The organism is Paenibacillus sp. G34 (assembly GCF_056856875.1).
Genome location: NZ_CM166469.1, coordinates 3,536,007 through 3,561,771 on the forward strand (window position 1 = coordinate 3,536,007; position 25,765 = coordinate 3,561,771).

The following is a 25,765-nucleotide window of genomic DNA, read 5'->3' on the forward strand; positions in this document are numbered from 1 at the left end:
TTTTTCTTCGAACAGAATAAAACAAGACCGAACCTGTCGATCAACCAACGGATCCAGTCTTGTTTGATTTTATAGTTTAAGGTTCCATTCCCCATACCAACTGATTGCTTACGTATCCGGTAACCTTGCTATGATTCACATATTGATTTCCCTCTGCCATGAAGGAATAGTCATCCGTCTGATTGTAATTAGTCCAGGTGTTTTTCGAAAAGCGCGCCTGGATCTCTGCACTTCCGCCCGGATTCAACGTGCCTGCACTGCTGGTGAACCCCAGCTCAACATAATAGTCAGCTCCCGCCACAGGGTTCGCCAACTTGACGAACGTACTGGTGACGTTAGCACTTCCAATGCTTGCCCAATCCGTCCAAAAGGTCTGAGCTTCCTCCCCGTCAACCGTGTAATAATACCGAACCTTTACATCACTCAGGTTAATGGCGGTCTCACCGGAATTGATAAGTTTGAATTTGGGAGCAATCCCGTTGGTCGAAGCGCTTGTATTGCCATTATAGGCCTGGATCGTCAAGTTACTGTCCGGTGGCACAACAACCACCGAACTATCCACGACATTTAACTTAAAAACGGCATCTTTACCTCCGTCAAAATGGAACGTCAGACTCGTCTGACCTATAGGTAACGTTGTTAGATAAGACTGGTTTAACACCACCGTTGATCCCGATACCGTATAATGCTGCCCGGATACGAGATTTACCGCTCCTTTCGAAATGTTTGTAAGCTGATGCCCGTTCAAGGTGAGAGAAATCGTGATATTCTGTGCATGACTTGCTTCTTTATCAAAAGTGGCACTTCCGGGTGAGATGACCGCACTTGGATTCGGCTGATTCCCCTTCAGATCCGGTAACTCATCCAGAGTGATGACGTAATCGCTCTGATAGAGTTCTTTCAATGTGGCCGGATAATTGAATGCATCACTCATCAGATGTTCACCATACCACGGACAGAAGTAAAGCCATCCCGCCTTTTCTTCGGTAAGATTCTTCACACTTGGAACCGTATCGTTCTCTGTCATCGCTACCATCTTCTTGCCATTGGTCAGATTCACCAGCTGATAGAAAATAGAGCTAATCGCATCCTCATTTGGCACACCCGACAATCCATCATAACGGTTGTAAATCGTGTTGTATTTATCGTAGCCCACCAGATCTACCTGATCATCCCCAGGATACCAAGCTGGAGAAGTACTATATACATAGCTGTTGTACGTCCAGATCAGATTATGCAGGTCATATGTTTCGGTCAGTTCGGTGTAGATCATATCCCATAGCTTTTTATACACATCCGCTCCAGCAGAAGCCCACCAGAACCAAGCTCCCTCTCCGTTCAATCCTCCGTTCCCTTCGGCTTCATGGTACGGACGGAAAATGACCGGCACATCGTTTTCCTGCAAAATCTGCAACTGTTCCGCCAGATCTTCAATCGTCATCATGACATACTGATATTCCTTCGTACCTGGGATTACAGCCTTGGCTGTATCAAAATTCGTTTCGGTCGGTTTGTAGGTCGCCTCTTTCCAATCCACAAAATCGCCAAGCTGATAGGTATTAAAGTTACGCGGCACATTGATATGCCAGGAGGCGGTTGCAATACCTCCACGGTTATTCACCCAGTCGATCATGCGATTGGTAGTACCATCTTCCCAGCCATACAGCGGGTTGTAGTTCATAAAATCAAAACCACGGATAGCCGGATATTTACCCGTCAAGTCATGAATCCATTCAAACTCCAGCTCTGAATCCCCGTCATTCCCTCCCCCATAGATCTCCTGTTGACCCGAAATAATGTTATGTCCATATACCTCCGTTAAATAGTTCATTAATCGTTGTGTTTCCGGTGTAGCTTGAGAGTCCGTGAGTACAGGCTGCACATTCAGCGGATCAAGATCGGCATAATCGATTGTAAAAGTATCAAAATAAGCATATCCCCAGCCAGCCTTCAGTTGAACACTATTGTTACCCTTGTTTAATTTGTGATAACCAAAATCATAGTCCGACCACGTTGTTGTGTACGGAAGCATGTAAGAACCTTTGGTTACCCCGTTTACCGCCAAGTATTGAAGCCTGCCATCCATGCTAAGCTCCTGCATATAGCGAGTAGAAATGCTGTACATTCCTGTCTCGGGAACAGTCACGTTTAAGGTGATCGTACCAGAGCCCTGCATCCAGACAAATCCGCTGCCCGAATAGCCGGGTTTAGGTTGTCCGTAAATTTGGGTAACCACTTGCAAGTCCGACGTGAGCTCAGCATCTTCGCCCTCAATGGTCAACAGCGGAGCATTTGCTTGCGCAGGTGCGGGAACAGTCAGCATGCCAATCAACAGCACACATGCTAACATCACGGCGAGTATCTTTTGAGCACTGTTCCTCCATCCATTCTTCGTTCCCATCTTCATTCCGAACTTCATTTCCATCTCCCTTTCCATATGAAATGTGAGAGCGAAATGTGCATATTTCCAATCATGATGACGCTTTCATATGTAAACATATCATGAGAAGATAAAGTTGTAAATATATGGTTATTTACAATAAGAATATCTATGTTTATCAAGAGATTATAGCCACTCTATCTCAAGTGAAATTTACCAACAAACATTCCGAAAACGCTTAATTTTGGAGATTAATTTGTTTCTTCATACTTTATGCATCCTTACATATCTAAATATATGTAATATCTTATATCTAACCTTTTCATTCATCTGACACTTGAATAGACATACTGAATTTTTTTCTTATTTCCTGACATCCAAGTGATCATGAATTCCGGTGATGTCTCATTGCTTTTGTCCAAAGCGAGCTCATCTGCGTTTTTCGTTATATTCAAACGGTAATGTGCATCAGATGAAGAAACATCATGATATTCGATCGTATTGTTCGGGTATACCACCATAACCCTTACGTTGCTTGCTTTTTTTGCCTTGATCAGTTCAAAGGTTACGGTTGCTTGGTACATTCCGTGATCATCCCCATAACTTTCAACAACCTGGCTTGTATTTAAGACAGCCTCATTATTCTCTATGTAACTAACAAGCAGCATGATCACAAGCAGACTTAACACTGTACCGAGAAACAGATGTTTTTTCTTCATAATAATCACCCCACAAAAAAATAAGAACTTTCTACGGGCAAAGCTTCATCTCCACTCGCAGAGAATTCTCTATTATTTTTAATATTACCATCATTTAGTACAAAATCTAAGCTTTGTTTCAACTTCGGACATTCAGGTTTCCGCGATATCTTTTTTTAAAATGTTGACTGCTGGTCTGCTAACTTGTTCTTTCACCGGGATTTCATTCATAACTTTGGCTCCGCAACGCTCACTTGCCCTGTTTACCGCACGTATAATCCCGCCGTATCCTGTACAACGACAGAGATTGCCGCATAACCCCGATTCAATCTGTTCCTGCGAAGGATTTGCATATTCGTCCAGCAATGCCTTGGTGGAAATGATCATGCCTGGGGTGCAGTATCCACACTGAAATCCGCCTTCCTCCACGAAGGCTTGTTGAATCGGGTGAAGCTCTTCCTTTCTCTCACCATGAAGCCCTTCAATCGTCGTGATCTCACTGCCCTCACATTGATAAGCCATAACAAGACAAGCATTAATCGACTCTCCATTCATAAGGATCATACATGCACCGCAGCGTCCAACCTCACAGGACACTTTGGTTCCGGTAAGCTGTAATTGATTCCGCAGGATATCGACAAGTCGGGTTCCAGGGGAAACGAGAAGTTTTTTTGATTCTCCATTCACCACGGCACTCCACTCCCGTCCGAGGGGTTGATTGATCATGATGGCTTCACTCCTTCTGGCAAAAGAAAATTCAAAGCCGTGCTGAGCTGCTCACGTTGCACGGGAAGCCGGTTAACCCATACACCTGTCGCCTGATGAATCGCAGCTGTAATAGCTGGTGCAAGCGCAACGGAACCAATCTCGCCAATGCCTCTCGGCCCGAATGCATCTCCTTCAGGTAAATCTTCAATCGCCTCCACCTCCAGCTGCGAGTGGATATCCTTAATCGTCGGAATCAAATAGGTGTCCAAATTGGCTGTAACATAACGACTATGCTGCATGACGGCATCCTCGGTTAACGTAAATCCAAGCGCCATCACACTGCCGCCCTCAATTTGTCCTACGTACCCCATCGGATTGATTACCGGCCCTGCAGCCACAATATGCCGTGTATCCAGCAGTTTGATTTCGCCGGTCAGTGTATTGACCTCTACCTCTGCAACCACGGCGGCATAGGTATAGAGGTAATGACCACCCATAACATCGTCTGGTGTGGTGGGATAATGAAAACTGGTTTCAAAAATCCACTCCTGCTCGTCACCCTGCTTCACAAGTTCAGCATAAGTAACCACTAGACTAGAAGAGGCTATTGAGGATTTCTCTGTCTTTATCCATACTCCCTCTGGCCCCGTCATCAACTTCGCTGCCGAGATACCTGTAATGTTTGAAGCAACACCAAGTAGCTTGGAACGGAAACCATGCTGCAGGCGCTGTAAAGCCATCCAGGCCATCGTAGTGGAACGAGACGCCGTACTTGAGCCGCTATGAGGCACGCGATCTGTATCCCCAATAACAATACTTAGATCGGGTGGCTGACATTGGAACAGATCGCAGAGCATAATCTCCAGCGTGGCCACAAGACCTTGCCCAAATTCCTCATAACTGAAAGCCACTTCAATCTTACCCTCGGCATTTAGAGACAATCGTCCACCTGCCGGATCCGGAATGCCGTAACCAAGCCCGGCGCCATGCATTGCGATGGCCGCACCAACTCCGTGTTTAATCCACGGAGGACGTTCTGGGTCAGCCTTGGGATGAAGATGCTTTTGCCATAATTCAGATCGCTCCAGCGCCTCCCATACTTGAGATAGTCCATCCGTGGGCAGAATGCGCTGGTTCAAAGGGCCTGGATCATATTTCTGCCGCAAATTACGCCTGCGTAACTCCCAAGGGTCCAGATCCATCAGCCTTGCCAGACGATCCATCTGACCCTCCACCGCAAAGATCGCCTGATTCCCGCCAAAACCGCGAAACTCGCCTGATAATCCATTATTCGTATATACAGATACCCCTTCTACATCCACATGCGGAATTACATACGGCCCCATACAATGCTCAGTACAGAAGTTTAATACGGGTGCCCCAAGAGTAGCATAAGCACCGGTATCTGCCGTAATACGAACCCAATGCGCCTGCAAAATGCCCTCACGGCTGATGCCAGTTTTCATCTCGATCTTCATCGGATGGCGTTTCAATCCTGCCCGTACCGACTCTTTACGCGAGTTGTGCATCTTGACAGGACGGCCGCATTTCAACGCAAGCAGCGCACCGTAAGGTTGTACGTTCAGTTCATCCTTTCCGCCAAATGACCCACCAATGGGTGAAGAGACTACTCGAATATGTTCTTCCGGACAACCCATAATACGCGCGAGTTGCATACGATCCTTATATCCATGCTGCGTTGCGGCATAAACATGAAGACGCCCCTCCTCATCCGGCACAAATAGGCCACCTTCTGTCTCCATGTATGCATGCATTTGTCTCGGGGTATAGTAGGTCTCCGTTACAATATAATCACATGTCTCAAAAGCTTGCTCTGCATCTCCACGTTTGATCTCCGTACGATGCAACACATTACCTGGTCCATGCGGATGAAGCTCCGGTGCCCCCGGAGCCAGTGCAGCATCCGTGCTATCCAACGGTTCAAGCTCCTCGTAATACACCTTGATGGCTCCCAAGGCAAGTAAGGCACGTTCGGGTGAATCGGCCGCAACAGCAGCAATTGCATCACCAACATAGCGAACAACATCCTCACAGAACACAGGTTGATCGGGTGTCGCAATCCCAAATCGGTTAAGTCCAGGGACATCCTTAGCCGTTAACACCGCATATACCCCCTCCATCGCCTCCGCTTCCGCTGTATCAACGGACAGTAGCCGTGCATGGGGGTAAGCACTTCGTAACACTTTTCCGTAGATCATGTCAGGCAAGGCCATATCGGTCAGATACTGCAGTTGCCCCGTTACCTTAGGAGGGCCATCCGGCCGCAGGTGCCAGCGTTTTCCGCTCTGTTCCCGATTAATCAGCATGATGTCTCTCCCCTTCCATTGCTTCTTTTTTCGAGCCTCAAATCTTTAATTCCGTAGATGCCTGGATGACATAACGACATAGAAACTGCTTTTGTTAAGGCACCTTAGTTACCCACGGATTGAAAAGCCTGCCATAGACCGGCTCCAAGTAGATTTCCTGCTGCCTGTCGCCTGTAAGTTTCAGTTGCAAAAGCATCCGTATAGGATGCAAATTCGGCAGTAACATGGGCTGCAAGCCCGGCAGCTTGAGCAGCATCTGCTTTTGCTGATCGAAGCCATTGCTCCGTCTCAGTCAGCCTCACCGCTATACCGGAGCCACCACCCGCAGCAATGGTTATTCGTGTCCATTGCCCCTCATTCGGGCTAACCTCCCCGAGTAAAGCTACGGTAACAAGCGAGGCAGTAAACGCCTCTCTGCGGCCTAATTTACGGTAAAAGAATATTTGCTGGCTCCGTTTAGTGATTGGTTGATCGGACTCGTAAATGCCTTGCTCCGAATCACAAGACGTCAGGTCTCCTTTCTCATGGCTGCACGGAATATGAATGGAGACCAATACATCTTCTGCATTCAGCCTTCTATCCCGTCCATCTAATAGCCATGACCTCACATTTTGAGTCTCCATGCCATTGCAGGTCAGCCAGTGTAGCTCCGCATCATACACCAGCAGAGCCGGTAATGAATCCCCGACACCTGATGCGACATTTCCCCCAATGGTCGCCAGGTTTCGTACAGAAGGAGCTGCAATGGTCGATACTGCCTCATGCAAAATAGGAAGTCGCTGAAGCAAAGGATCTGTTACACATTCCTTTAAACGAGTCATGGCTCCGATCACAATCTCATCTCCATAAACAGATATTCCACTCATCTCGGGAATACGGGACAAACTAACCAGATGTTCAGGCGGAACATTCAATTCTGATTCCCACTGGGTGCGCAACAACGTTCCTCCTGCAGCGTAACACCACGTTCCTTCAAGTTGTTCTCGAATGATATGCAGTTCTTGCAGACTATCTGGTTGCCACACAGAGGGCTGTGCACCAGAGCCGTACCCCGGCTTAACCATGGCTCCCCCTCCTTTATTCTTGCGCTTTTCCTCAAGGGTCCTGGGCTCTCTCCCAAACCGACCCATGGCGTTAATCTCAAGCTTCCCTCCACATCCGCTCTTCTGCATAATCCAAAATCCGTTGCAATTGCGGCTCTGTGTCAGCATCCCAGAAGCTCTCTTGGGGTAAAGGCACATGTACACCTTGATATTTAGGGTTACGAAGCAATTTACGTGCTCCTTCGTCTCCATGCAGGGACAACAACGGACCGAACATATGGGAGCGAAAAGCAACCGGCGGTTTACCTCCTTCATCGTCCGTACCCGCAGCATAATCACACATTGGGTTAAGACCCAATACCGCAGGAAAATGATTGATCTCATCTGTTGTTATAAGAGGTTGATCAGCCATCAGGATCAGAACGCCTTTCGGCCTGTACTCCATGGCTGTTAATATACCGCAATGAAGTGAGTTCGCCATTCCGCCAGCATAATCTCTGCATAATGCAATACGTAATCGGGCTTCGGGATTATACGTGTAAGCAGATGCCTGAAGTCGTTCTAAGGGTAACCATTCAAGGCCGTCCTCTGGTCTGACTACACAGACAACCTGATCCAAACAAGAGTTCAGGGCGGCTTCCATTGTCCACGCTGCCAGCGCTCTTCCATCCGGCATGATGACCGAGAGTTTATCTCGTCCGAGCCTGCTGCTCTTACCCGCCGCCAGAACGATACCGGTTGTTTGCATAAACTCCGCTCCCTTTTTCGACCATCAATGTGGAATTCCCAGTCGTTTTCACCTGCCGTCTGCATGCAATCAGTTCAGCAACAATGCTGATCGCGATCTCTTCCGGCCCCTCTGCATCAATGGACAAACCAACTGGACTATGCACATGATCTAGTGGCGGCAATCCGTCGAGTAAACGAGCCGTTCGGGTACGTGAACCCATAATGCCGAGATACGCGTATTTGCTGCCCACGAGCAGTTCTAACATTTCACGTTCCCGCGGGAATTGATGGCTCATCAGGATAAGATAATCCTGCTCCTTGATGTTTAGCTTCGAAAAGACCTCCTGGGGAAACCCCTGTACCAGTTCTGTTTCAGGAAATCGTTCGGGTGCACAGAAAGTATCTCGCCAGTCAGTGACGACCACATGGAATCCAGCAGACGTAGACAATCTGGCAACAGGCAAGGCATCATTTCCGGCCCCAACGATAATCAAACGTGGTTTGGGCATATAAAGCGATGTGATATGTGGAGGGAGATCCCGCGGCTTCGTCCCATCTTTGGGAACCTGAAGATTTAACAACTCATTTTCCAAAAATTCAGGTTGTTCCTTGAGTATCGAAAAGGGCTCTTTCCCTGCCTCTAGTCCAAACCATTCATACGTAACGTCACTGTAATCTTCATCAAATGATCGGATAAGGGCATTTGATGAACCCGCATCGAAACACTGCTTCATCTGATGCATAATGTACCGCAACTCCCCGCAGACAGGCTCCAGCAACACAATAACCAGGCCACCACAACCGATCGTTTCTCCCCAAGAGAAGTCATCTTCAGGCCGCATATCGTAGGTGGCCAGATCCAGATGCTGCGTCTCCAGCACCCGGCTCACCCGAGCTTGCAGATCACTCTCCAGACAGCCCGGGCTGATACTGCCGTACATCCTGCCATCCTCAGTAATCAGCATGGAGACGCCTTGTTTACGGTAAGCATGACCCTCCACTTTGATCGCGGTAGCAAGCACGCTCCGAGATTCTCGAACCGCAATAGCACACAGATCATGCATTTCCATCTGAGCCCCACCTTTCAACCTTCAACCTTTGAACGTCTCCAAAATTGATAAATTAATGGGCAGTAGAGTCGGTGTACTGCTGCAATCCGTTACATGCGTTTCATTAGTCTAGCAATGCTTTTGTCTGACTCCCTCAGTACGATACTACGGTCAATGGTCTGGATCTTGCGATTACTCAATACAATGCTGCCATCGATAATAACCGTATCAACACAGCTTCGGGTTGCGGAATAAACGACACGGGAGTAAATATCGGTCTCATAGGATGGGTAAGTGTGGAAATCATCGAGATCCAGCAGGATCATATCTGCCTTTTTGCCAACTTCAAGACTGCCGATTTCCCTCGACATGCCCAGCACTTCCGCACCTCCCATCGTTGCCATATGAAGCACGGTTCTGGCATCCATCACCGTAGGCCCATGTGGCACCTTCTGAATCAGAGCAGTCATACGCATTTCCTGGAACATATCCAGATTATTATTACAAGGCGCGCCATCTGCCCCGATCCCCACAGCGATCTGTCGGTTCAACAGGTCGGGGATGTCCGCGATCCCGGAGGAGAGTTTCATATTAGAACCGGGACAATGAGTTACTTTGACACCACGTTTGCGAATGATCTCCTTCTCCTCTTCACTCAGCCACACACAATGCGCAAGAACCAATCTGGGGGTAGCCAGGCCGATGTGATCAAGGTAGACGATGTTGCGCATGCCCCGTTCATGTTCGACCAGTTCAATCTCTCCACGATTCTCGGAAGCATGGGTATGCACCTTGACATGATATTTATTCGAGAGATCGCGCACTTCCACCAGCAATTGCTCCGTACAGGAAACAACAAACCGTGGACAGAAAGCATATTGAATGCGCCCCCCGCCAAAACCGTTCCATTTTTCCAGCAAATCAACACTTTGTTGTAGCGACTCCACCGTATTTTCGCGCAGAGGTTCAGGAACCTCATCCCCATGATCCATCATCACTTTGCCTGAAATCACCCTCATGCCACTCTGTGCCATCGCTTGAAAAGCGGATTCCGTATGATGCACGGTCTCCATATCCAGAATCGTTGTTGTACCGCTGGAGATCAATTCCCCTAATCCAAGCATCGCGGAATAATATACGGATTCTTCATCATGTGCCGCCTCCAGAGGCCAGATGCGTTTACGCAGCCAATCCATCAGTTCCATGTCATCCGCACGTCCGCGAAACAACGTCTGGCACAGATGAATATGAGTCTGAATAAAGCCAGGCAACAGCACTTTTCCTCGCGCATCAATGACTTGGTCTGCCAACGTTTCATCAACGTGCACTGCAATTTCTTTGATCTTGTTATCTTCAATGAGCAGATCTCCCGTAAATACATCCTCTTCTGCATTCATTGTGACGAGCTTTGCGCCTTTGAGAAGAATCGTTCCCATCTCAATCTCCCCTATCCCGTTCTGTCTTGTATTCAGCTCCCCCGGTATGTGCTGTATCCCCCTGGTGCAATCAATAAAGGGATATGATAATGACTACCGGTATCTTTTACGGCAAAACGAATAGGTACTACTGTCCATAAAACATGTGTCGTCTCCGCTTGAGCATCTTGTGCAAAATATTGATCTACATGGAATCGCAGTTCATATTCGCCTTCTTCCAGCTCCATTTGCGAAAGCAGCGGTGCGTCCAGACGTCCATCCGGATTCGTCAGTGATTCCTTCACTTTGCTTCTGCGTTCCTCATCGTCTCCTAATTTTTTTACTGCATATAGTTCAATTCGTACCCCTGCGGCAGGTACACCTTTGGATATATCCAGAACATGGGTAGTAATTCGGCCAGCATTCAGTTGCATCGGACACCATCACCTTCTACCTTCTCTCGTCATCATTCTTAAAATCCGTCCCTTGCAGCGCATACCATTGTCGCAATCGTATGGAGGCTATCTGGAACACTTCATTTAGCGCCGTCTCGAATTCCTCCTGAGGACTTCTCCCACGTCGATGTCGTATGGATTCCAGAATGGATTCGGCTGTATGACCCTTAACCGCCAAGATGAATGGAAAGCCAAATCGAGTTATATATTCTCTGTTTAACTGCTTGAGATCCTTATATTGTTCCGGTAAGAGTGAATCCAGACCGGCTCCAGCCTGCTCCTGAACCGAGCTACTACTCATGCTGATTCGTGCGCCCAAGTCCGGGTGCTTGCGCAGCAGATGTAGCTTCTCTTCATACTTCGAAGCAAGAACTTGTTGTGTCATAACCTGCATCATCTCTTCCAATGAATCAAAAGGCCGTAACACAGCAGAACGCTCTGCAATCCAAGCTGATTCTTCGAACAAAGAGCCGAATGTCTGCACAAACTGTGTATCAGACCAGCTGTTAACGTGATGTATAAGATCTCCCATGTTAAAACCTCCGGTCTCTGATTGATTATTGTTCCTCATTCTATTCATCAACCTCTATTGTGACAATAATATTCACGTAAATTTGTTAGATAACATAACACATGGCGAGTGAATTGTTATTCGTGCACGGAATCTTTCTCATCTACTTGTCCCTGACGTCAACAAACCGTACTTCCGATAGGGGAAGTACGGTTTGTTGACAAAATATAAAGCTATATAAACTATCATCGAGCGTATCACTTACATTAGGAGCATCATGAGGAAAAGTCCTTACATCCGTTGTCTAACAGATGCTCTATCTTTATCATCCCTCACGAATTTACGAAATGTGAAGACCAGCTTTAATTTGAGCAGATCATTTGACTTCTTGAAGTCCATTTGCAGCAGACTGCTGATCTTTTCCATACGGTAGGTAACCGTGTTACGATGCACATAAAGCTCTTTGGCTGCTTCATTAATTAATCCGTCATTCTCAATAAAAGACTCCAGGGTACTCATAAGTACCTGATTGGGGTCACCATCTCTGGCAAGTAAAGGTTCGAGCACTTTATTGCAGTAATTCTCCATAATTTGTTCCGGCACATGTTGAAATACATACGCAAACTCCAACATCTCAAATTGCAATGCTCGATCCTTCATGCCGAACCTGAGAGCCAACTGACGAGTATCCAGGCACTCATGATATGCTTCACGCAGTGATATCGGCTCATGTTTCATTTTACTAATCCAGAAACGAGGCCCAGGTGCTCCCTTGGCTTCTTGGGCTGTAAATACATCGCCAAATCGATGGATGAGAAATGCGGATAACTCTTCCCCGTAATCACGCCCCGTCGGACAACTGTAAATGGACAGGATCCCCTCATTCATCTGAAAATGCTGGGAAGTGGCAAATTGCATTAACGGATTGTACTGCAATTCACGATGAATCTGTTTGAGTAGTTTCCCCTCAGCGAAGACACTGGGCTCCAGCGTAGTTAGCACACACTGATACGTCCCTTGTAACAGGTGTACTCCTTTATTTTCGCTCAGAGTCAAGAGTTCTTGCATCGTCAATTTCTGATCCATGTACTGGGTAAGCAGTGTTCGCATTTCATCCTGAACTGTTGGGTTGATATGCTCACGGTAAGTCATATCCATGTAGAAGGCGAGTACATCTGCAGCCTGCTGAAACAATTCCTCCTCTGCTCGCAGAGACAAAGCTGAATCCGTATATACCAGCAAGAAACCGTACTCCTCATCCTTTTGTTTGATTGGAACACGGTAACAGCTCCCTTGGTTCCACTTCACCCGTTGCATGACTGATTTCCAGGGCCACCCCTGCATAACTCCCTGGTCCGACATTACATCATCATTCGCATAGAGTACATGTCCGCGCGAACCGATAACAGCAATCGAATAGTTGAGGGTTGTGGACATTTCGGCAAATACATTGCGATGTTGCTGCTGCTGTAAGGCAAACTGCATCAGCTTTTTTTGTTTTTGCACGACTTCATGAAGTAGCCGATGACTGCGTTCATGTTCTACTTTGAACAAGGCGTTCATCTGGTCAGAGAAAGTGAATTGGAATGGAAGCTCCAAAAGTGGTAGTTGAAGTCGATCTGCCTCTTCTACTATACCTTCGGGAATCGATTCCCAGAATCGTCCAAGCTTGATGCCAAGTCCTGCACATCCACGCTCATTTAAACGTCGCATTAATCGAAGCGCATCTGTTTCACTGTCTTTTATCATAAAAGCGGTCGTAAACAGCATATCTCCAGATTTAATCCAATCTGCAATATCAGGAGCGTCCATGACGTTGACAGACTTCATCATCCGCGACGTCCCATCCCGGCCCGCAATCAGTTTGGCTTCAGACAACGGGTATACCTGCAAAGCTTCTTTAACGGTAAGTTGCATGGACATGACCTCCCATATCAATAACTCTTCATGTAAGAAAAAAAGTCTATAAACGGCATATTCATCCTCAAACATCTAGACTTATAATCAGAACAGTAGAATAATCCAATTATTTGTTAAGTATTATAACATCAATTCTCGAAAAGAAGCTTACATGAGAAAAAAATAAACCTATGCCCTGATAACAGCATCATCATGCTGCCACGGGCATAGGTTCGACAAGTTTTACACATGCATCCTATTTTTAAACATAAAGATGAACAGGCTGATCATATCAAATCTCCAGCTTTACGTGATTCATCCATAATTTCATACGGGATAATACATCTTTAATATTCAGCGGTTTGCTGAGATAGTCGTTAGCTCCAGCCGCGATACATTTTTCTCGATCTTCTTTCATCGCTTTTGCTGTGAGCGCAATGATGGGAATTTCGGTCAGACCGAGACGCTCCCGGATATGGCGAGTTGTTTCGTACCCATCCAGTTCCGGCATCATAATATCCATCAGGATGATATCCGGTTTAACACTTCCATGCTCCAGCAAGTCCAGACATTCCGTTCCGTTTTGAGCAGAGATCACATGCATGCCATACTGTTCCAATGCATTCGCGAGCGCGTAAACGTTACGGATGTCATCGTCCACAACAAGAATGTGACGGCCGTTGAATAAAGATTCCTCCAGCGGAGTAAGTAAGATTTCCATATTTTTCATATCCATCTGTAACTGAGGAGATGAAGGGTGATTGCCTTCCTGCAACGCAGTTCCCGCTACTTCATGTATGAAAAGTCTGGCGCTTTGCTCCTCCTGCATGTTTTTGTCTTTTCTACTCAGAGGAAGAAACAGAGTAAACACGCTACCTTGTCCAACGCGGCTTGCCGCCGAGATTGAACCGCCGAGCAATGAAGCGAGTGATTGAGAGATGGACAGTCCCAGTCCCGTTCCACCATATTTACGTGCCGTAGCCCCATCAGCCTGTTTGAATGCTTCAAAGATCTGGAGCAGTTTATCCTCGGCAATACCGATCCCTGTATCACTAACGGAAAAAGCAATGACTTCGTTTTCCTGCTTTTGATCGGAGTCAGCCAGGCGCATCTGAGAGATAGTTAGCGCCACTTCGCCTTCGCTGGTGAACTTGAACGCATTCGAGAGCAGATTTCTGAGAATCTGATGCATCCGCATCTCGTCTGTTTCAATCGTAGCTGGAAGCGGACTTTGCAGCTGAATACGAAAATCTATTTTTTTCTGTTCAGCCGTTTTCAAGAAATACTGATTCATCACTTCGGGTAACGTATCGAGATAGACATCATCAAACTCCACTTCCATCTGCCCAGCCTCAACCTTCGACAGATCCAGAATATCGTTAATCAGATTAAGCAAATCTTTACCCGATCTGTGAATGACGGCAGCATAGTTCTGTTCTTCACTGCTTAAATGATGATGTTTGTTCTCGGCCAAAATCTCGGACAGAATCAGCATGCTGTTGAGAGGTGTACGTAGCTCATGTGACATATTCGCCAGAAATTCAGATTTGTAACCCGAGCTTGTCCGCAGCTGATTAGCAACTACTGCAAGCTCTTGGGCTGTATTCTCGGCAGCACCCTTCTGAGTCTCCAAACGTTCATTCAGCATATAAAGCTCTTCCGTCTGCATTTGCAATTCTTCCGTCTGAGACTGCATTTCTTCTGTTTGAAGCTGCAACTTCTCCGATTGCGCCTGTAACTCTTCGTTCAATACCTGCGATTCATCGTAAAGATGCTGGAGTTCCATCCGTGTGACGGTTGAATGAAGCGAAACACCGAAGATCACCGTTAATTCTTTGACTAATTCCATGGCCTTCTCGGATAGAGGCTTCATTGAAGCAAGTTCCACGACAGCTAAAGTCTTTCCTTCAAACAGAACAGGTACAACGGTAAGCGAACTTGCCCAGGTATCGCCGAGGCCTGAAGAGATGCGAATGTAATTCTGGGGCAAATCATTTATTCTTAACACCCGCTGCTCAACCGCACTTTGACCGACCAGCCCTTCACCAGGGGCAAGTGATATTTTCCCAAGAGAACGTTCCTTCTCGCCATCCGCTGCATAGGCAGCCACACGCACCAATCGATTGTCCTTCCAGTGATACAACACGCTGTACGGAATTTCAAGCATCGTTGCAAGCTCACTCAGGAACAAGCGTGATAACCCTTCCAATGATGTAGGATTTTGCAAAAGTGTAGCAACACCTGTAAGCTGATCTTTTGCCCGGTTTTGCTCCTGTACTTCATCCAGTAATTTATTTGCTTCAAACCCGAGATCACCCACTTCATCCCTTGTTCGTACACGAATCCGCTGCTTCAGATTGCCGCCTTTGGAAATATCACTAATCGTTTGCTTAACCTCTTGAAGCGTTCTAACAATGTTGCCAGAAACGATGAATGCTGCGGCAATAGACAACGCTGCAATCAGACCCCACAGCGAGTACATAATGGTCAGCAAAGTCGAGCTACGATCTGCCAGATCCGTCACTCTCGCTTCTGTCAGCATAATCTCTGTATTACGGAAGGTGGCGAGCTGGGATCGAAGCAGATCAATTTCCGTTTTACCCGGATCTGTTTCAAAAAAAGCGAGAACCTTATCTTGATCCCCTTCTTTCTTCAGCTGTACAGAACGTTCACCGGCAATCTCAATCCAGCGGGTAATATGGGACTTAATATTTTGCAAACTTTGTTGTTGTGCCGGGTTATCGCTGATCAAGGAATTTAATTGATCATAATTGGAGTTCCACTCGGAAAGACCTTGATCGTAAGGCTGAAGATAACTTTCTTTTCCGGTAAGCATAAATCCTCGCTGTCCCGTTTCCATATCCAATACATTTTTCTCAATCGCGTTGGTCAGATTATGTACGTCCAGATCATGATGGCTAATAAAATCATTTTCCTTCTGCAACACATCAATTTGGGCCGAAAGTACCAGTAGAACTACACCAAATAAGAGCACAACCACAAGATAGCCCAATACAATTTTGGAGCGTATCGTAAATCTTTTCGTTTTAAACAACGCAGGACCCTCCAAATATTGATGAATACTGAATTAAGTTATGAAATCTGTTGCATAAGTATTTTATATGTATAGATATCTTCTGACAAGCAAAATATGCGCAAATATAAGAAAAACGACCTGCTTTGCAGGCCGCTTTCCCGGGACTTTATTCACATTCAACTTATTAATGAAAAAATCCAGTATTAAGTTTGCTTATTACGCCTTTGGTGCAATCATTTTGGCCGGGTCTACATATTGATCGAACTGTTCTTCTGTAAGAAGTCCTGTTTGTAACGTAGCTTCCTTCAAAGACAATCCTTCCTTATGCGCCAGCTTTGCGATCTTGGCCGCATTTTCATATCCGATGTGAGGATTCAGCGCCGTAACCAGCATAAGCGAGTTATCCAGATTATGTTTGATTTGATCCAGGTTTGGCTCAATGCCTACTGCACACTTGTCGTTAAATGCAATGATGGAGTCAGCAAGCAATTGCACGGATTGCAGGAAGTTATAGATGATAACTGGCTTGAATACGTTCAGTTCAAAATTACCCTGGCTCGCCGCGAATCCAATCGCCGCATCGTTCCCCATCACTTGCGTCACAACCATCGTGATCGCTTCGCTCTGTGTCGGGTTCACTTTACCAGGCATGATTGAGCTGCCCGGCTCGTTCTCAGGGATACGAATCTCTCCGAGTCCGCTGCGTGGACCGCTTGCGAGCCAGCGTACGTCATTGGCAATTTTCATCATATCTGCGGCAAGCGCTTTAACTGCACCGTGAGCATACACCACTTCATCATGGCTTGTCAGGGCATGGAATTTGTTCGGCGCAGATACGAAATCTTTGCCTGTATGTTTACCGATCTCCTTGGCAGTAAGATCACCAAAGTCAGGGTGTGCGTTGATTCCCGTTCCTACAGCCGTACCCCCAATCGCAAGCTCCTTCATGTACTCTACGCTCTCGCGGATCATACGCTCACTCTTGCCCAGCATCGCTTCCCATCCGCTGATCTCCTGCCCCAGCGTAATCGGTGTCGCATCCTGAAGGTGAGTACGTCCAATTTTGATGATATCTTTAAACGCTTCCACTTTTTCAGCAAAAGTCGCTTTCAAGACCGCAATTGCCGGCAACAACTGATCTTCCACAGCAAGAACACCTGCGACGTGCAGTGCCGTCGGGAACGTATCGTTGGAGCTTTGTGACATATTAACATCATCATTTGGATGCAGACGATCTTCCTTGCCCTTTTGCTCGAGCAACTGGTTACCCAGGTTAGCAATGACTTCGTTCACGTTCATGTTGGATTGTGTACCACTTCCCGTTTGCCACACTACTAATGGGAAGTGATCGTCGATACGTCCTGCTATGATCTCGTCTGCCGCATATGCAATTGCATCTGCCTTTGCCGCTGATAATTTGCCTAATTTATGATTGCTAGCCGCAGCACTTTTCTTCAAAATGGCAAGAGCACGCACCAATTCCATCGGCATATGCTCGCGTCCAATCGGGAAATTCTCCTTACTGCGCTGCGTCTGAGCGCCCCACAGCCTGTCGGCTGGTACTTTCATTTCGCCTAACGTATCTCTCTCAATGCGGTATTCCACTTGCTTGTCCTCCTCCAAAATGTTGGTCTGGGTCTCTACAAAGCTTGTGTATCTCGTCATATTATACATGATTTACGAACAGGTTTTCACCTTTTCGACAAAATTGTAAGCGTAGCGCAAAACGAATAGGTCAGAAGCAAGTTCAATCTATCCCGTTTTATTTTTGAGCAGCAATAGGATACAAACGGCTGGTTTGTTCATACAGTTCACCTGGTTGTAATCCAACGAGACCACTCTCTTCTGCGGAAATCCCTTCCACATTCGGAGCATTAACCAGATTCATCTGTGGTTCCGGACAGAAGAATTCATTGCAGGCATTGTTGTTCCAGATCATCCAATGTTTATAGGACGTGCCTACATCGTACACCAGTTTGTCTCCTGTGCGATGATCCGTCAGTTCGATGTAATTGCGGCCATTTTGCGGCTCAGCGGTATAATGGTTATCCATCGCTGCAAAAAACGGACTAACTCCGCCCTGTTTAAGCTGCTCTTCTTCCGGTGTAAGCGGTTGAAATTGTCCAGTCGGCAGCGAACGCTCGTTTAATTCACGGCGCTGGCCAATAGTCACTTTCGCTGTATAATCCGAGGACTGGCTGTCCGGTGCAAAAGGAACTTTGATCGCCGTATGGAAAGCAAACAGGTTCGGCATATATTCCGTGCCCGTATTGTTCACGATTAACTGTTGTTGCAGACCATGGCTGCTCAAAGAATAACGAAGCGTTACATTGAAGGTAAACGGCAAATATTTGTAAAAGGCATGGCCTTCTCCAATGCTTTGGCTGAGCGTAACATAACTCTCCAGATCATTAGAGCCGTATCCCTCAACCGTCCACTCCACATCATGCAAAAATCCGTGCAAATGGTTGCCTGTCGCAGGTTCGTTGATCGGCAGTTGATAAACTTTGCCATTCCAAGGGAAACGACCATCTTCATATCGGTTTGGCGGGGATAGAATCGGAATACCGTATACGGCAGGAGCCGCCATGAATTCATCCATCTGATCCTGATCCGGCTCACGCAGGTAGCTATATCCTTTTTCCGTATCCCGAAAAGCAACCAGGTTCGCGCCAACGCTAGGAATCACCGCTGCTTCCAATGAAGCAAAGCGTAGCCATACCGCAGGAATGCCGCCAAATTGTTCTTCAAACGCTGTATTCTGTTGTGTCATCGTTATATGTACCTCCTGCATACTAAGGTTATATTATACGGCTCGACTATATCATGATTGCGCTTAAAAGAACAATCTGAGATCGAGAACAAATTAAACATTCGCACGCAAAACAAAAGACAGCTTCTCAATCAGCTGCCTTGATCACTCTTTGTTGGTCTTTGTTGGTGTTTGTTGATCTTCATCGTTTTTCAAGTCACTCTCGAGTGAAGGTCTATGTTGTCTCATTCTACATACTTGCCCTGCTTGGGTACCGTATCTTCTTCAAAATTCATGTCGAGATGCCGGAGTGATTCATGTAACATTTCTCCGCTTAACACATGTCCATGCCCTGTCACAACCGTTCTCGGCTCCAGTTTCCTGATACGCTGAACCGATTCATGTGCTTCTTCCCAATCCGTTGTAAAATACGCCGGAGGGCCGTGTAACTGTTTGTCCTGAAGCAGAACACTCCAGAGCGACTCCTGTTTGACCGAGACGATTGCATCACCCGCAATCAGTAATCGATCTGCTTCGCGGAACAAGGATATATGCCCCGGTGTATGGCCTGGCGTATGAATCCAGTACCAATCCTTCATGCCGGGCACTGTATGATTTTGCGGTAGGCTGAACACCCGATCATCCAAATTAATCGCTTCGTTCGGATACGTAAATGACAACTGCGCCATCAGACCTCCACCCACGGAAGGATCTGCCGGAGGATAATTTTTCAAACCTGTGAGATAGGGAATTTCAAGTGGATGCGCGTACACCGGCACTCCCCAGAATTGCTCCAGTTCAATTACCGTTCCCACATGATCAAAATGACCATGCGTTAAAATAATGGCAGACGGCGGGCCTTGAAAACGCTCGGTTGCTACCTCGACAATGTGATTCGTGAATTTTGACATTCCTGTGTCCACGAGGACCCAGCTCCTGCTTCCTGGTTTTCCAATGAACACGACATTCACAAAAAGGGTACGCAAGCTCAAAATATCAGGAGCAACCTCCTCTACGCTGGTCATTCCTGATGTAATCAGATTGTCAAATGCCATTCACGGTTACCTCCCATCAGGCGAATTGTCTCTCTGGTTTAGTTCATATCGTAGACTTCCCTTTTCTGGAACATCTATTCGGAATCTCGGAAATAAAAATAGACGGCGGACACCCTTCCCAGGGCACACACCGTCTAGTATAGTCAGGCAACCCTGACAATAGAACAAGAACATTTACTTTACATTAAGCCGGGTAAGCATCTAACGCTGCATCCAGCAATTGATTGTACAAATCATCATCATTTTCAAGCAACTCGTCCATTTTCAGCAACTCTTCTTCGTCACCCGATTGTTCCGTGAAGTGCAGGCTGTAGTCCCAATCCTTGCCGTTCTTGCTCATAAACGTAATTTCATATACGGATTTATCACCATCTGTTTTGAACACCGTGCTACCTACGAAACTTTTTTCATCCTCACGACGCATTTCTGCGCGAATAATTTCAATACTCACTTTTATACTCTCCTTTAATCTCTCGTTTAAAGCCTCACTTCAATAAATCTTCGATTCAAGCGTCCCAAAAAACTCTCTTTTGGTGCTTTTCTCCAACTTTCTGGCAAAGCTGTTTGGTAATTATTATTGGTTAATTGTACAATATATATCGTAGCAACGTATACATTATTCAGTGAAGGCCCTATAGTGACTCCTCATAAACTTCAACGAGGACTATAATAGACCGCCAGCTACGATATTCATAACACATTGGAGGAAAAAATAGCATGAACAATTTTGAATCAAATCTGCAACAATATGCTGAACTGGCTGTCAAAGTAGGTGTCAATGTCCACCCTGGACAAACATTAGTTGTAAATGCGCCAATCACGGCAGCTCATTTTGTACGTTTGATCGTTAAGGCTGCATACAATACAGGTGCAAAACTGGTTAAAGTCAACTGGAGTGATGAGACAGTTACTCGTCTTCACTATGACCTTGCTCCAGATGAAGCGTTCTCTATTGAACCGAAATGGTTTGCAGGTGAAATGACAGAGCTTGTTGAGGAAGGTGCGGCAATCCTGCATGTTATCGCGGAAAATCCGGATCTGCTGAATGGAGTTGCACAGGAGCGCATCGTAACCAGTCAGAAAGTTCGCGGCAAAGCGCTGGAGAAATATCGTGCTTATCAGATGGCTGATAAATTCAGCTGGTCCATCGTCGCTGTCCCTTCTCCTGAATGGGCTGCTAAAGTATTCCCGGATCTGCCTGAAGCGCAGCAAGTGGACCGCCTGTGGGATGTTATTTTCAAAACGGTACGGATTGGTGAAAAAGACGCTGTCGCTGAATGGAAAACTCACCTGCAAAACCTTGACTCCCGCGCGGATCTGCTGAACAGCAAAAAATATAAAAAACTTCACTATACCGCTCCAGGTACGGACTTGACCATTGAACTTCCCGAAGGTCACATCTGGGTATCCGGGGGCAGCGTAAACGAGCAAGGACATGTGTTTATTGCCAATATGCCTACAGAGGAAGTATTTACTGCACCGCTGAAAACCGGTGTGAATGGTACCGTCCGCAGTACGAAACCACTCAGTCACGGTGGTAATCTGATTGACGGCTTCTCCCTCACATTTGAGAATGGTCGCATTGTTGATTACACAGCGGAACAAGGACTGGACGCTCTGAAAAACCTGGTTGAAATGGATGAAGGTGCACATTATCTAGGCGAAGTTGCCCTCGTCCCACATCAATCTCCAATTTCGGACACGAACATTCTGTTCTACAATACATTGTTTGATGAGAATGCATCCAATCACTTGGCCATCGGAAATGCGTATGCCTTCTGTTTGGAAGGCGGCAAAACGATGTCCAAGGAAGAGCTTATCGAACATGGCATGAACTCCAGTCTGACGCACGTTGATTTCATGATTGGTTCCGGTGAGATGAACATTAATGGTGTCACTTCGGAAGGTGCCGAAGAACCGATCTTCGTAAATGGAAATTGGGCATTCTAATATGCTCCATGCATAGAGAGGAGATTTCTCCTCTCTTTTCCTGTGTCTGAATCGAACTAATATTTAAGGATGATGGAGGGACATTTGATGTTAAGTTTTGAACAAAAGCTGGATCGATACGCTGCACTCGCTGTCAAAGTTGGGGCAAACGTGCAACCGGGGCAGATTTTTGTCATCAATGCCATGATTGATGCAGCACCACTTGTGCAACTACTGGTACGCAAAGGATACGAAGCCGGGGCCAAACAAGTTATCGTGAAATACTCCGATGAAACGGTCAACCGTCTTCGCTTTGAAATGGCTCCTGAGGAGTCCTTCGATGAACTTCCCAAGTGGCATGCGGCAGAGATGGAGGAACTCGCGGAGCATAATGCCGTTTTTCTGACGATTTTATCTTCCAGCCCGGATCTGATGAAAGGTATTGATCCGGCTAGAATCTCGGCGAACCAGCGCTCCTTTGGTCAGGCGATGGCTAAGTATCGTCAGTACCTCCAAGCTGATAAGATGAGCTGGACTGGCATTGCCTGCCCTTCACCGGATTGGGCGGCTAAGGTATTCCCTGATCTCCCACAAGCAGAACAGATGAATCAGCTCTGGGATGCGATATTTGCCGCAGTACGCGCGGACGTTGAAGATCCGATCGCTGCGTGGGCACAACATATCGGACGACTGGAGTCACGAGCCGTAGCCCTCAACAACAAGAAGTACCATGCACTGCATTACACCTCCCCAGGTACAGATCTTACGATAGAGCTCCCTGAAGGACATATATGGGCGCAGGCTGGTAGCGTAAACGCACAAGGTACCCCTTTTGTAGCCAATATTCCAACGGAAGAAGTGTACACTGCTCCAGCGAAATACGGTGTGAATGGCACCGTGACGAGTACGAAACCGCTAAGTTACGGCGGTAGCATTATCGATCGGTTTACCCTCACATTTGAGAAGGGACGGATTGTGGACTTTCATGCAGAGGAAGGTCAGGAAACGTTAGAGCGCCTCATCTCCATGGATGAAGGTTCTCATTACCTCGGTGAAGTTGCTCTTGTACCGTTCCACTCTCCAATCTCGGAAAGCGGCATTCTGTATTATACAACGCTGTACGATGAGAACGCTTCCTGTCATCTGGCAATCGGCAGCTCTTATGCTTCCAATATCGAAGGTGGCAAAACGATGTCTCCTGAAGAACTTGCAGAACGCGGCATGAATGCGAGCATCACCCACGTTGATTTCATGATGGGTTCTCCTGAGACAGACATCTATGGCATTACAGCGAGTGGAGACCGTGAACCGATTTTCCTGAAAGGAAATTGGGCGTTTTAAAAAACTTGGTGTGTAACCACGATTTCATATTTATAACCTGCGTTACGTTAAACACTTTATATTGAACAGGCGATTTTGTTGCCATGGATTCCATGGTTTGCAAGATCGTCTGTTTTTTCTTTTTCGGCAAACATCAAACAGGGCCGGAACTCCCTCTTTTCAGGACTGTAAACAGGTCTATCGGACATTGTAACGTTTCCATAATCTGTTGTAAAATGTAATGATACCAATGTTTGTGGACTGTTGACCAGAAAGGAGAACACCATGGCCAATCGGCTCCAGCTTTTACTCGCATCCGATTTTCATCAATTAGGACCTGTACTTCAAGAAGAAGTCTATTACGAATACTATAATATGGTGTATGGATTAATCGTATATATCATCAAGGAACGTGCAGCGGCAGAAGATATTATTCAGGAAGCATTTATTAAAATCATCAAAAACAAACCCCTCTTCGAAGACGAGGTTAAACTTAAAGCCTGGCTCAAAGTAGTCACCCGCAATACCGCAATAAATTATTTGAGAAAAAATAAAAATAACCGTAACCAACTGGACACGGACAGTGTTTTTATAGATATAGAGACGATGAATCAAACCGCTGTTTCGGTTGAAAGCATAGTTGAGACTCAGATGATGCAAGAATCCATCGAGCGTTATCTCTCTCAGCTCAAACCGGAATATCGCGTACTCGTTGAGTTACGGTGGAAAGAAGGCTTTTCTTATCGGGAAATTGCTGAATTGTTGAGCACCACAGAAGACATTGTTAAACAGCGTTTATTCCGGGCACGTGGCAGTATCAAGAAGAAATTACATAAGGAATGGGGTGGAAGCATTGAGCAAAGGCAAGCTAGATAAGCTGGAACATCAATTCGATTCAGGACTTGAAGATGAATATTTTGATGCAGCGTTTGAGCAGGCATTTGATGAAGCTTTCCAGCAAGCGGCCTCCGCCCCTTCCACCTCCCGCACAGAATCCATGCAGCATTCCTGGCAAAAAGTACAGAAAGAGATCGAAAGAATCGGGCTACGTAAACGTAGAATACGCACCTTCAAGCTATCGGGCATCGTGGCAGCTTCTGTGACCATTGGAGCCGTTATTTTCAGTCTGCCCTCGGGAACACAAGCCGTATCTCCTATTGTTCAATCAATCAAGGATTGGAGTAATGGCATGAAATCGATCATGGTTGAGGATAAGTCTGTAAATCTGAGTCCCGATCCCTCAACCGCCAAAACACCGCCACCACCCGACCTTGAATCGAGCACAATTATCCATGATGAAGCGGAAGACATTCCTGCCTTTGAACTCAACAAACATGTTTCTCGTCCCGTTGCGGTTACGGAAAAAATCGCTCGTGAGGGATTTATCGGTGAATTTATTGTATCCAAAGCTATTCCTGCCCGTTTTAACAAGATAAAATATGAACTCGTATTGGATACAGAGAATCCCGTCAATCCTGACAACTATTACGAGTCCGATATGATGAGGGTGAAATACTCCATCCAGGGTAAAAGTGATACAGACGAGCTTATCCAGTTCGATTATGAATACGTTAAGCCAGGGCAGTCTCTTGAGAAAACATCACTGCAGAAAAGCACTGTTGTGAAGCTTGCAGATGATAGTGAAGCACTCATGTATGTGGGACCACCCTTCAATTCTATTCAGTGGATGACGGGTTCTCTAAGTATGAGTCTGTTTGGAACCGTGACTGAAGAGGAGATGCTTGCAATCGCCAACGATTTTCTGGAGCAAAATTCTCCTGCCAAATCAAAATAAATCAAAACAATACACTAGGTGATGTATGTGTAGACTCATCCGATGTCATCCCATCATCAGCAGTATGAACACTAGTGACACGATAATAATAACCGGATGTGACCTCCCAATCCGAATTGGATCGAAGAAGATTCATTTGGGTCTGTGTCGAGGAGCTGCCTGCGAACATTACCCAAGCTGTTCCTGTCCAGCGCTCCAATCGATAATTCACAGACAAGGTTTTCATGTCTTTGAATGTTCTAGTCGTTGTTTTTACGATGGCATGAAGTCCGTCTCCGCGTGTTAATGTACAAGTCGCCTGATAGATATGTACGGGTTTGGCAGCCCTTGACTGGAGGAAATACTCCTGAGATTCGAGTGGCGGCGGAGCGGTTCGAGCTCCCGATGTCACGTTGATGATCGGACTTGCAACTGCAGACGGATCGGCAGACAGTATAAGAATTATTGGCGCAGCCAAAGCCAGAACCAGGCCTACTTTCAAGATTGGCGTTCGACATATTTGTCTACCTCGTTTAAGGATATTATGCATCTTCATTCCTCCTCAGCTCTGTTTTGATTTTTGGTGTAATCTATTAAACGGACGGAATGGATAACTGGTTTCAAAAAAATAAGGACGCCCGATTATTCAATCGGCAGCGTCCTTTCATCATTTTCCAGATTAAT

The 25,765-nt window shown here is 46.4% G+C and carries 21 protein-coding genes; 4 read left to right on the top strand and 17 right to left on the bottom strand.

Going from position 1 to position 25,765, the window contains the following annotated elements; translation table 11 throughout:
• Window positions 1-76: 76 nt before the first annotated feature.
• The 16 genes from AC1VYS_RS15935 to AC1VYS_RS16010 all read right to left on the bottom strand — a co-directional run bounded on the left by AC1VYS_RS15935 (window position 77) and on the right by AC1VYS_RS16010 (window position 20,509).
• Window positions 77-2,401, bottom strand: coding sequence for a glycosyl hydrolase (locus tag AC1VYS_RS15935; protein ID WP_482910515.1), 2,325 nt, complete (start codon window positions 2,399-2,401; stop codon window positions 77-79).
• Window positions 2,402-2,706: 305 nt separating this feature from the next.
• Window positions 2,707-3,099, bottom strand: a complete 393-nt coding sequence (locus AC1VYS_RS15940; protein ID WP_482910516.1) for a hypothetical protein — start codon at window positions 3,097-3,099, stop codon at window positions 2,707-2,709.
• A gap of 132 nt (window positions 3,100-3,231) precedes the next feature.
• Window positions 3,232-3,804, bottom strand: coding sequence for a (2Fe-2S)-binding protein (locus AC1VYS_RS15945; RefSeq protein WP_482910517.1), 573 nt, complete (start codon window positions 3,802-3,804; stop codon window positions 3,232-3,234).
• Complete coding sequence (gene pucD, locus AC1VYS_RS15950) at window positions 3,801-6,113, bottom strand: xanthine dehydrogenase subunit D (protein WP_482910518.1); 2,313 nt, start codon at window positions 6,111-6,113, stop codon at window positions 3,801-3,803. Before pucD ends, AC1VYS_RS15945 begins: the two co-directional genes overlap by 4 nt.
• A 104-nt stretch (window positions 6,114-6,217) precedes the next feature.
• Window positions 6,218-7,177: an FAD binding domain-containing protein gene (locus AC1VYS_RS15955; protein ID WP_482910519.1), complete on the bottom strand. Its 960-nt coding sequence runs from the start codon at window positions 7,175-7,177 to the stop codon at window positions 6,218-6,220.
• A gap of 76 nt (window positions 7,178-7,253) precedes the next feature.
• Window positions 7,254-7,904: a nucleotidyltransferase family protein gene (locus AC1VYS_RS15960; RefSeq protein ID WP_482910520.1), complete on the bottom strand. Its 651-nt coding sequence runs from the start codon at window positions 7,902-7,904 to the stop codon at window positions 7,254-7,256.
• Window positions 7,870-8,955 carry an XdhC family protein gene (locus tag AC1VYS_RS15965; RefSeq protein WP_482910521.1) on the bottom strand — a complete coding sequence of 362 codons (1,086 nt, stop codon included), beginning with the start codon at window positions 8,953-8,955 and terminating at the stop codon, window positions 7,870-7,872. Before AC1VYS_RS15965 ends, AC1VYS_RS15960 begins: the two co-directional genes overlap by 35 nt.
• 89 nt (window positions 8,956-9,044) lie before the next feature.
• Window positions 9,045-10,370 carry a 5'-deoxyadenosine deaminase gene (locus AC1VYS_RS15970; protein ID WP_482910522.1) on the bottom strand — a complete coding sequence of 442 codons (1,326 nt, stop codon included), beginning with the start codon at window positions 10,368-10,370 and terminating at the stop codon, window positions 9,045-9,047.
• Between the two features lie 32 nt (window positions 10,371-10,402).
• Window positions 10,403-10,783 (bottom strand): hydroxyisourate hydrolase, encoded by a 381-nt coding sequence (uraH, locus tag AC1VYS_RS15975; RefSeq protein ID WP_482910523.1) that lies wholly within the window; start codon window positions 10,781-10,783, stop codon window positions 10,403-10,405.
• A 16-nt stretch (window positions 10,784-10,799) separates the two neighbouring features.
• A complete protein-coding gene (uraD, locus tag AC1VYS_RS15980; protein ID WP_482910524.1) occupies window positions 10,800-11,336 on the bottom strand; it encodes a 2-oxo-4-hydroxy-4-carboxy-5-ureidoimidazoline decarboxylase in 537 nt (178 codons plus the stop codon).
• Window positions 11,337-11,606: 270 nt separating this feature from the next.
• On the bottom strand, window positions 11,607-13,232 hold the full coding sequence (locus AC1VYS_RS15985; RefSeq protein WP_482910525.1) for a PucR family transcriptional regulator: 1,626 nt from the start codon (window positions 13,230-13,232) through the stop codon (window positions 11,607-11,609).
• Window positions 13,233-13,506: 274 nt separating this feature from the next.
• Window positions 13,507-16,269: a CHASE3 domain-containing protein gene (locus AC1VYS_RS15990; RefSeq protein ID WP_482910526.1), complete on the bottom strand. Its 2,763-nt coding sequence runs from the start codon at window positions 16,267-16,269 to the stop codon at window positions 13,507-13,509.
• A gap of 198 nt (window positions 16,270-16,467) precedes the next feature.
• A complete protein-coding gene (fumC, locus tag AC1VYS_RS15995) occupies window positions 16,468-17,856 on the bottom strand; it encodes a class II fumarate hydratase (protein ID WP_482915024.1) in 1,389 nt (462 codons plus the stop codon).
• Between the two features lie 157 nt (window positions 17,857-18,013).
• Complete coding sequence (locus tag AC1VYS_RS16000) at window positions 18,014-19,024, bottom strand: aldose epimerase family protein (protein WP_482910527.1); 1,011 nt, start codon at window positions 19,022-19,024, stop codon at window positions 18,014-18,016.
• Between the two features lie 224 nt (window positions 19,025-19,248).
• The gene (locus AC1VYS_RS16005; protein WP_482910528.1) at window positions 19,249-20,058 is read right to left on the bottom strand and encodes an MBL fold metallo-hydrolase; all 810 of its coding nucleotides are present in this window, start codon (window positions 20,056-20,058) and stop codon (window positions 19,249-19,251) included.
• A 184-nt stretch (window positions 20,059-20,242) separates the two neighbouring features.
• Window positions 20,243-20,509, bottom strand: a complete 267-nt coding sequence (locus AC1VYS_RS16010) for a hypothetical protein (RefSeq protein ID WP_253494269.1) — start codon at window positions 20,507-20,509, stop codon at window positions 20,243-20,245.
• A 266-nt stretch (window positions 20,510-20,775) separates the two neighbouring features.
• On the opposite strand from AC1VYS_RS16010, the gene AC1VYS_RS16015 reads away from it, so the two are divergent.
• The 4 genes from AC1VYS_RS16015 to AC1VYS_RS16030 all read left to right on the top strand — a co-directional run bounded on the left by AC1VYS_RS16015 (window position 20,776) and on the right by AC1VYS_RS16030 (window position 25,102).
• Window positions 20,776-22,008 carry an aminopeptidase gene (locus tag AC1VYS_RS16015; RefSeq protein ID WP_482910529.1) on the top strand — a complete coding sequence of 411 codons (1,233 nt, stop codon included), beginning with the start codon at window positions 20,776-20,778 and terminating at the stop codon, window positions 22,006-22,008.
• An 87-nt stretch (window positions 22,009-22,095) separates the two neighbouring features.
• A complete protein-coding gene (locus AC1VYS_RS16020) occupies window positions 22,096-23,328 on the top strand; it encodes an aminopeptidase (protein WP_482910530.1) in 1,233 nt (410 codons plus the stop codon).
• A gap of 264 nt (window positions 23,329-23,592) precedes the next feature.
• A complete protein-coding gene (locus AC1VYS_RS16025; RefSeq protein ID WP_482910531.1) occupies window positions 23,593-24,183 on the top strand; it encodes an RNA polymerase sigma factor in 591 nt (196 codons plus the stop codon).
• Window positions 24,161-25,102, top strand: a complete 942-nt coding sequence (locus AC1VYS_RS16030; RefSeq protein WP_482910532.1) for a hypothetical protein — start codon at window positions 24,161-24,163, stop codon at window positions 25,100-25,102. The genes AC1VYS_RS16025 and AC1VYS_RS16030 overlap by 23 nt, the downstream gene beginning before the upstream one ends.
• A 1-nt stretch (window position 25,103) precedes the next feature.
• On the opposite strand, the gene AC1VYS_RS16035 is transcribed toward AC1VYS_RS16030, so the two are convergent.
• Window positions 25,104-25,631, bottom strand: coding sequence for a hypothetical protein (locus tag AC1VYS_RS16035; RefSeq protein ID WP_482910533.1), 528 nt, complete (start codon window positions 25,629-25,631; stop codon window positions 25,104-25,106).
• Window positions 25,632-25,765: the final 134 nt, after the last annotated feature.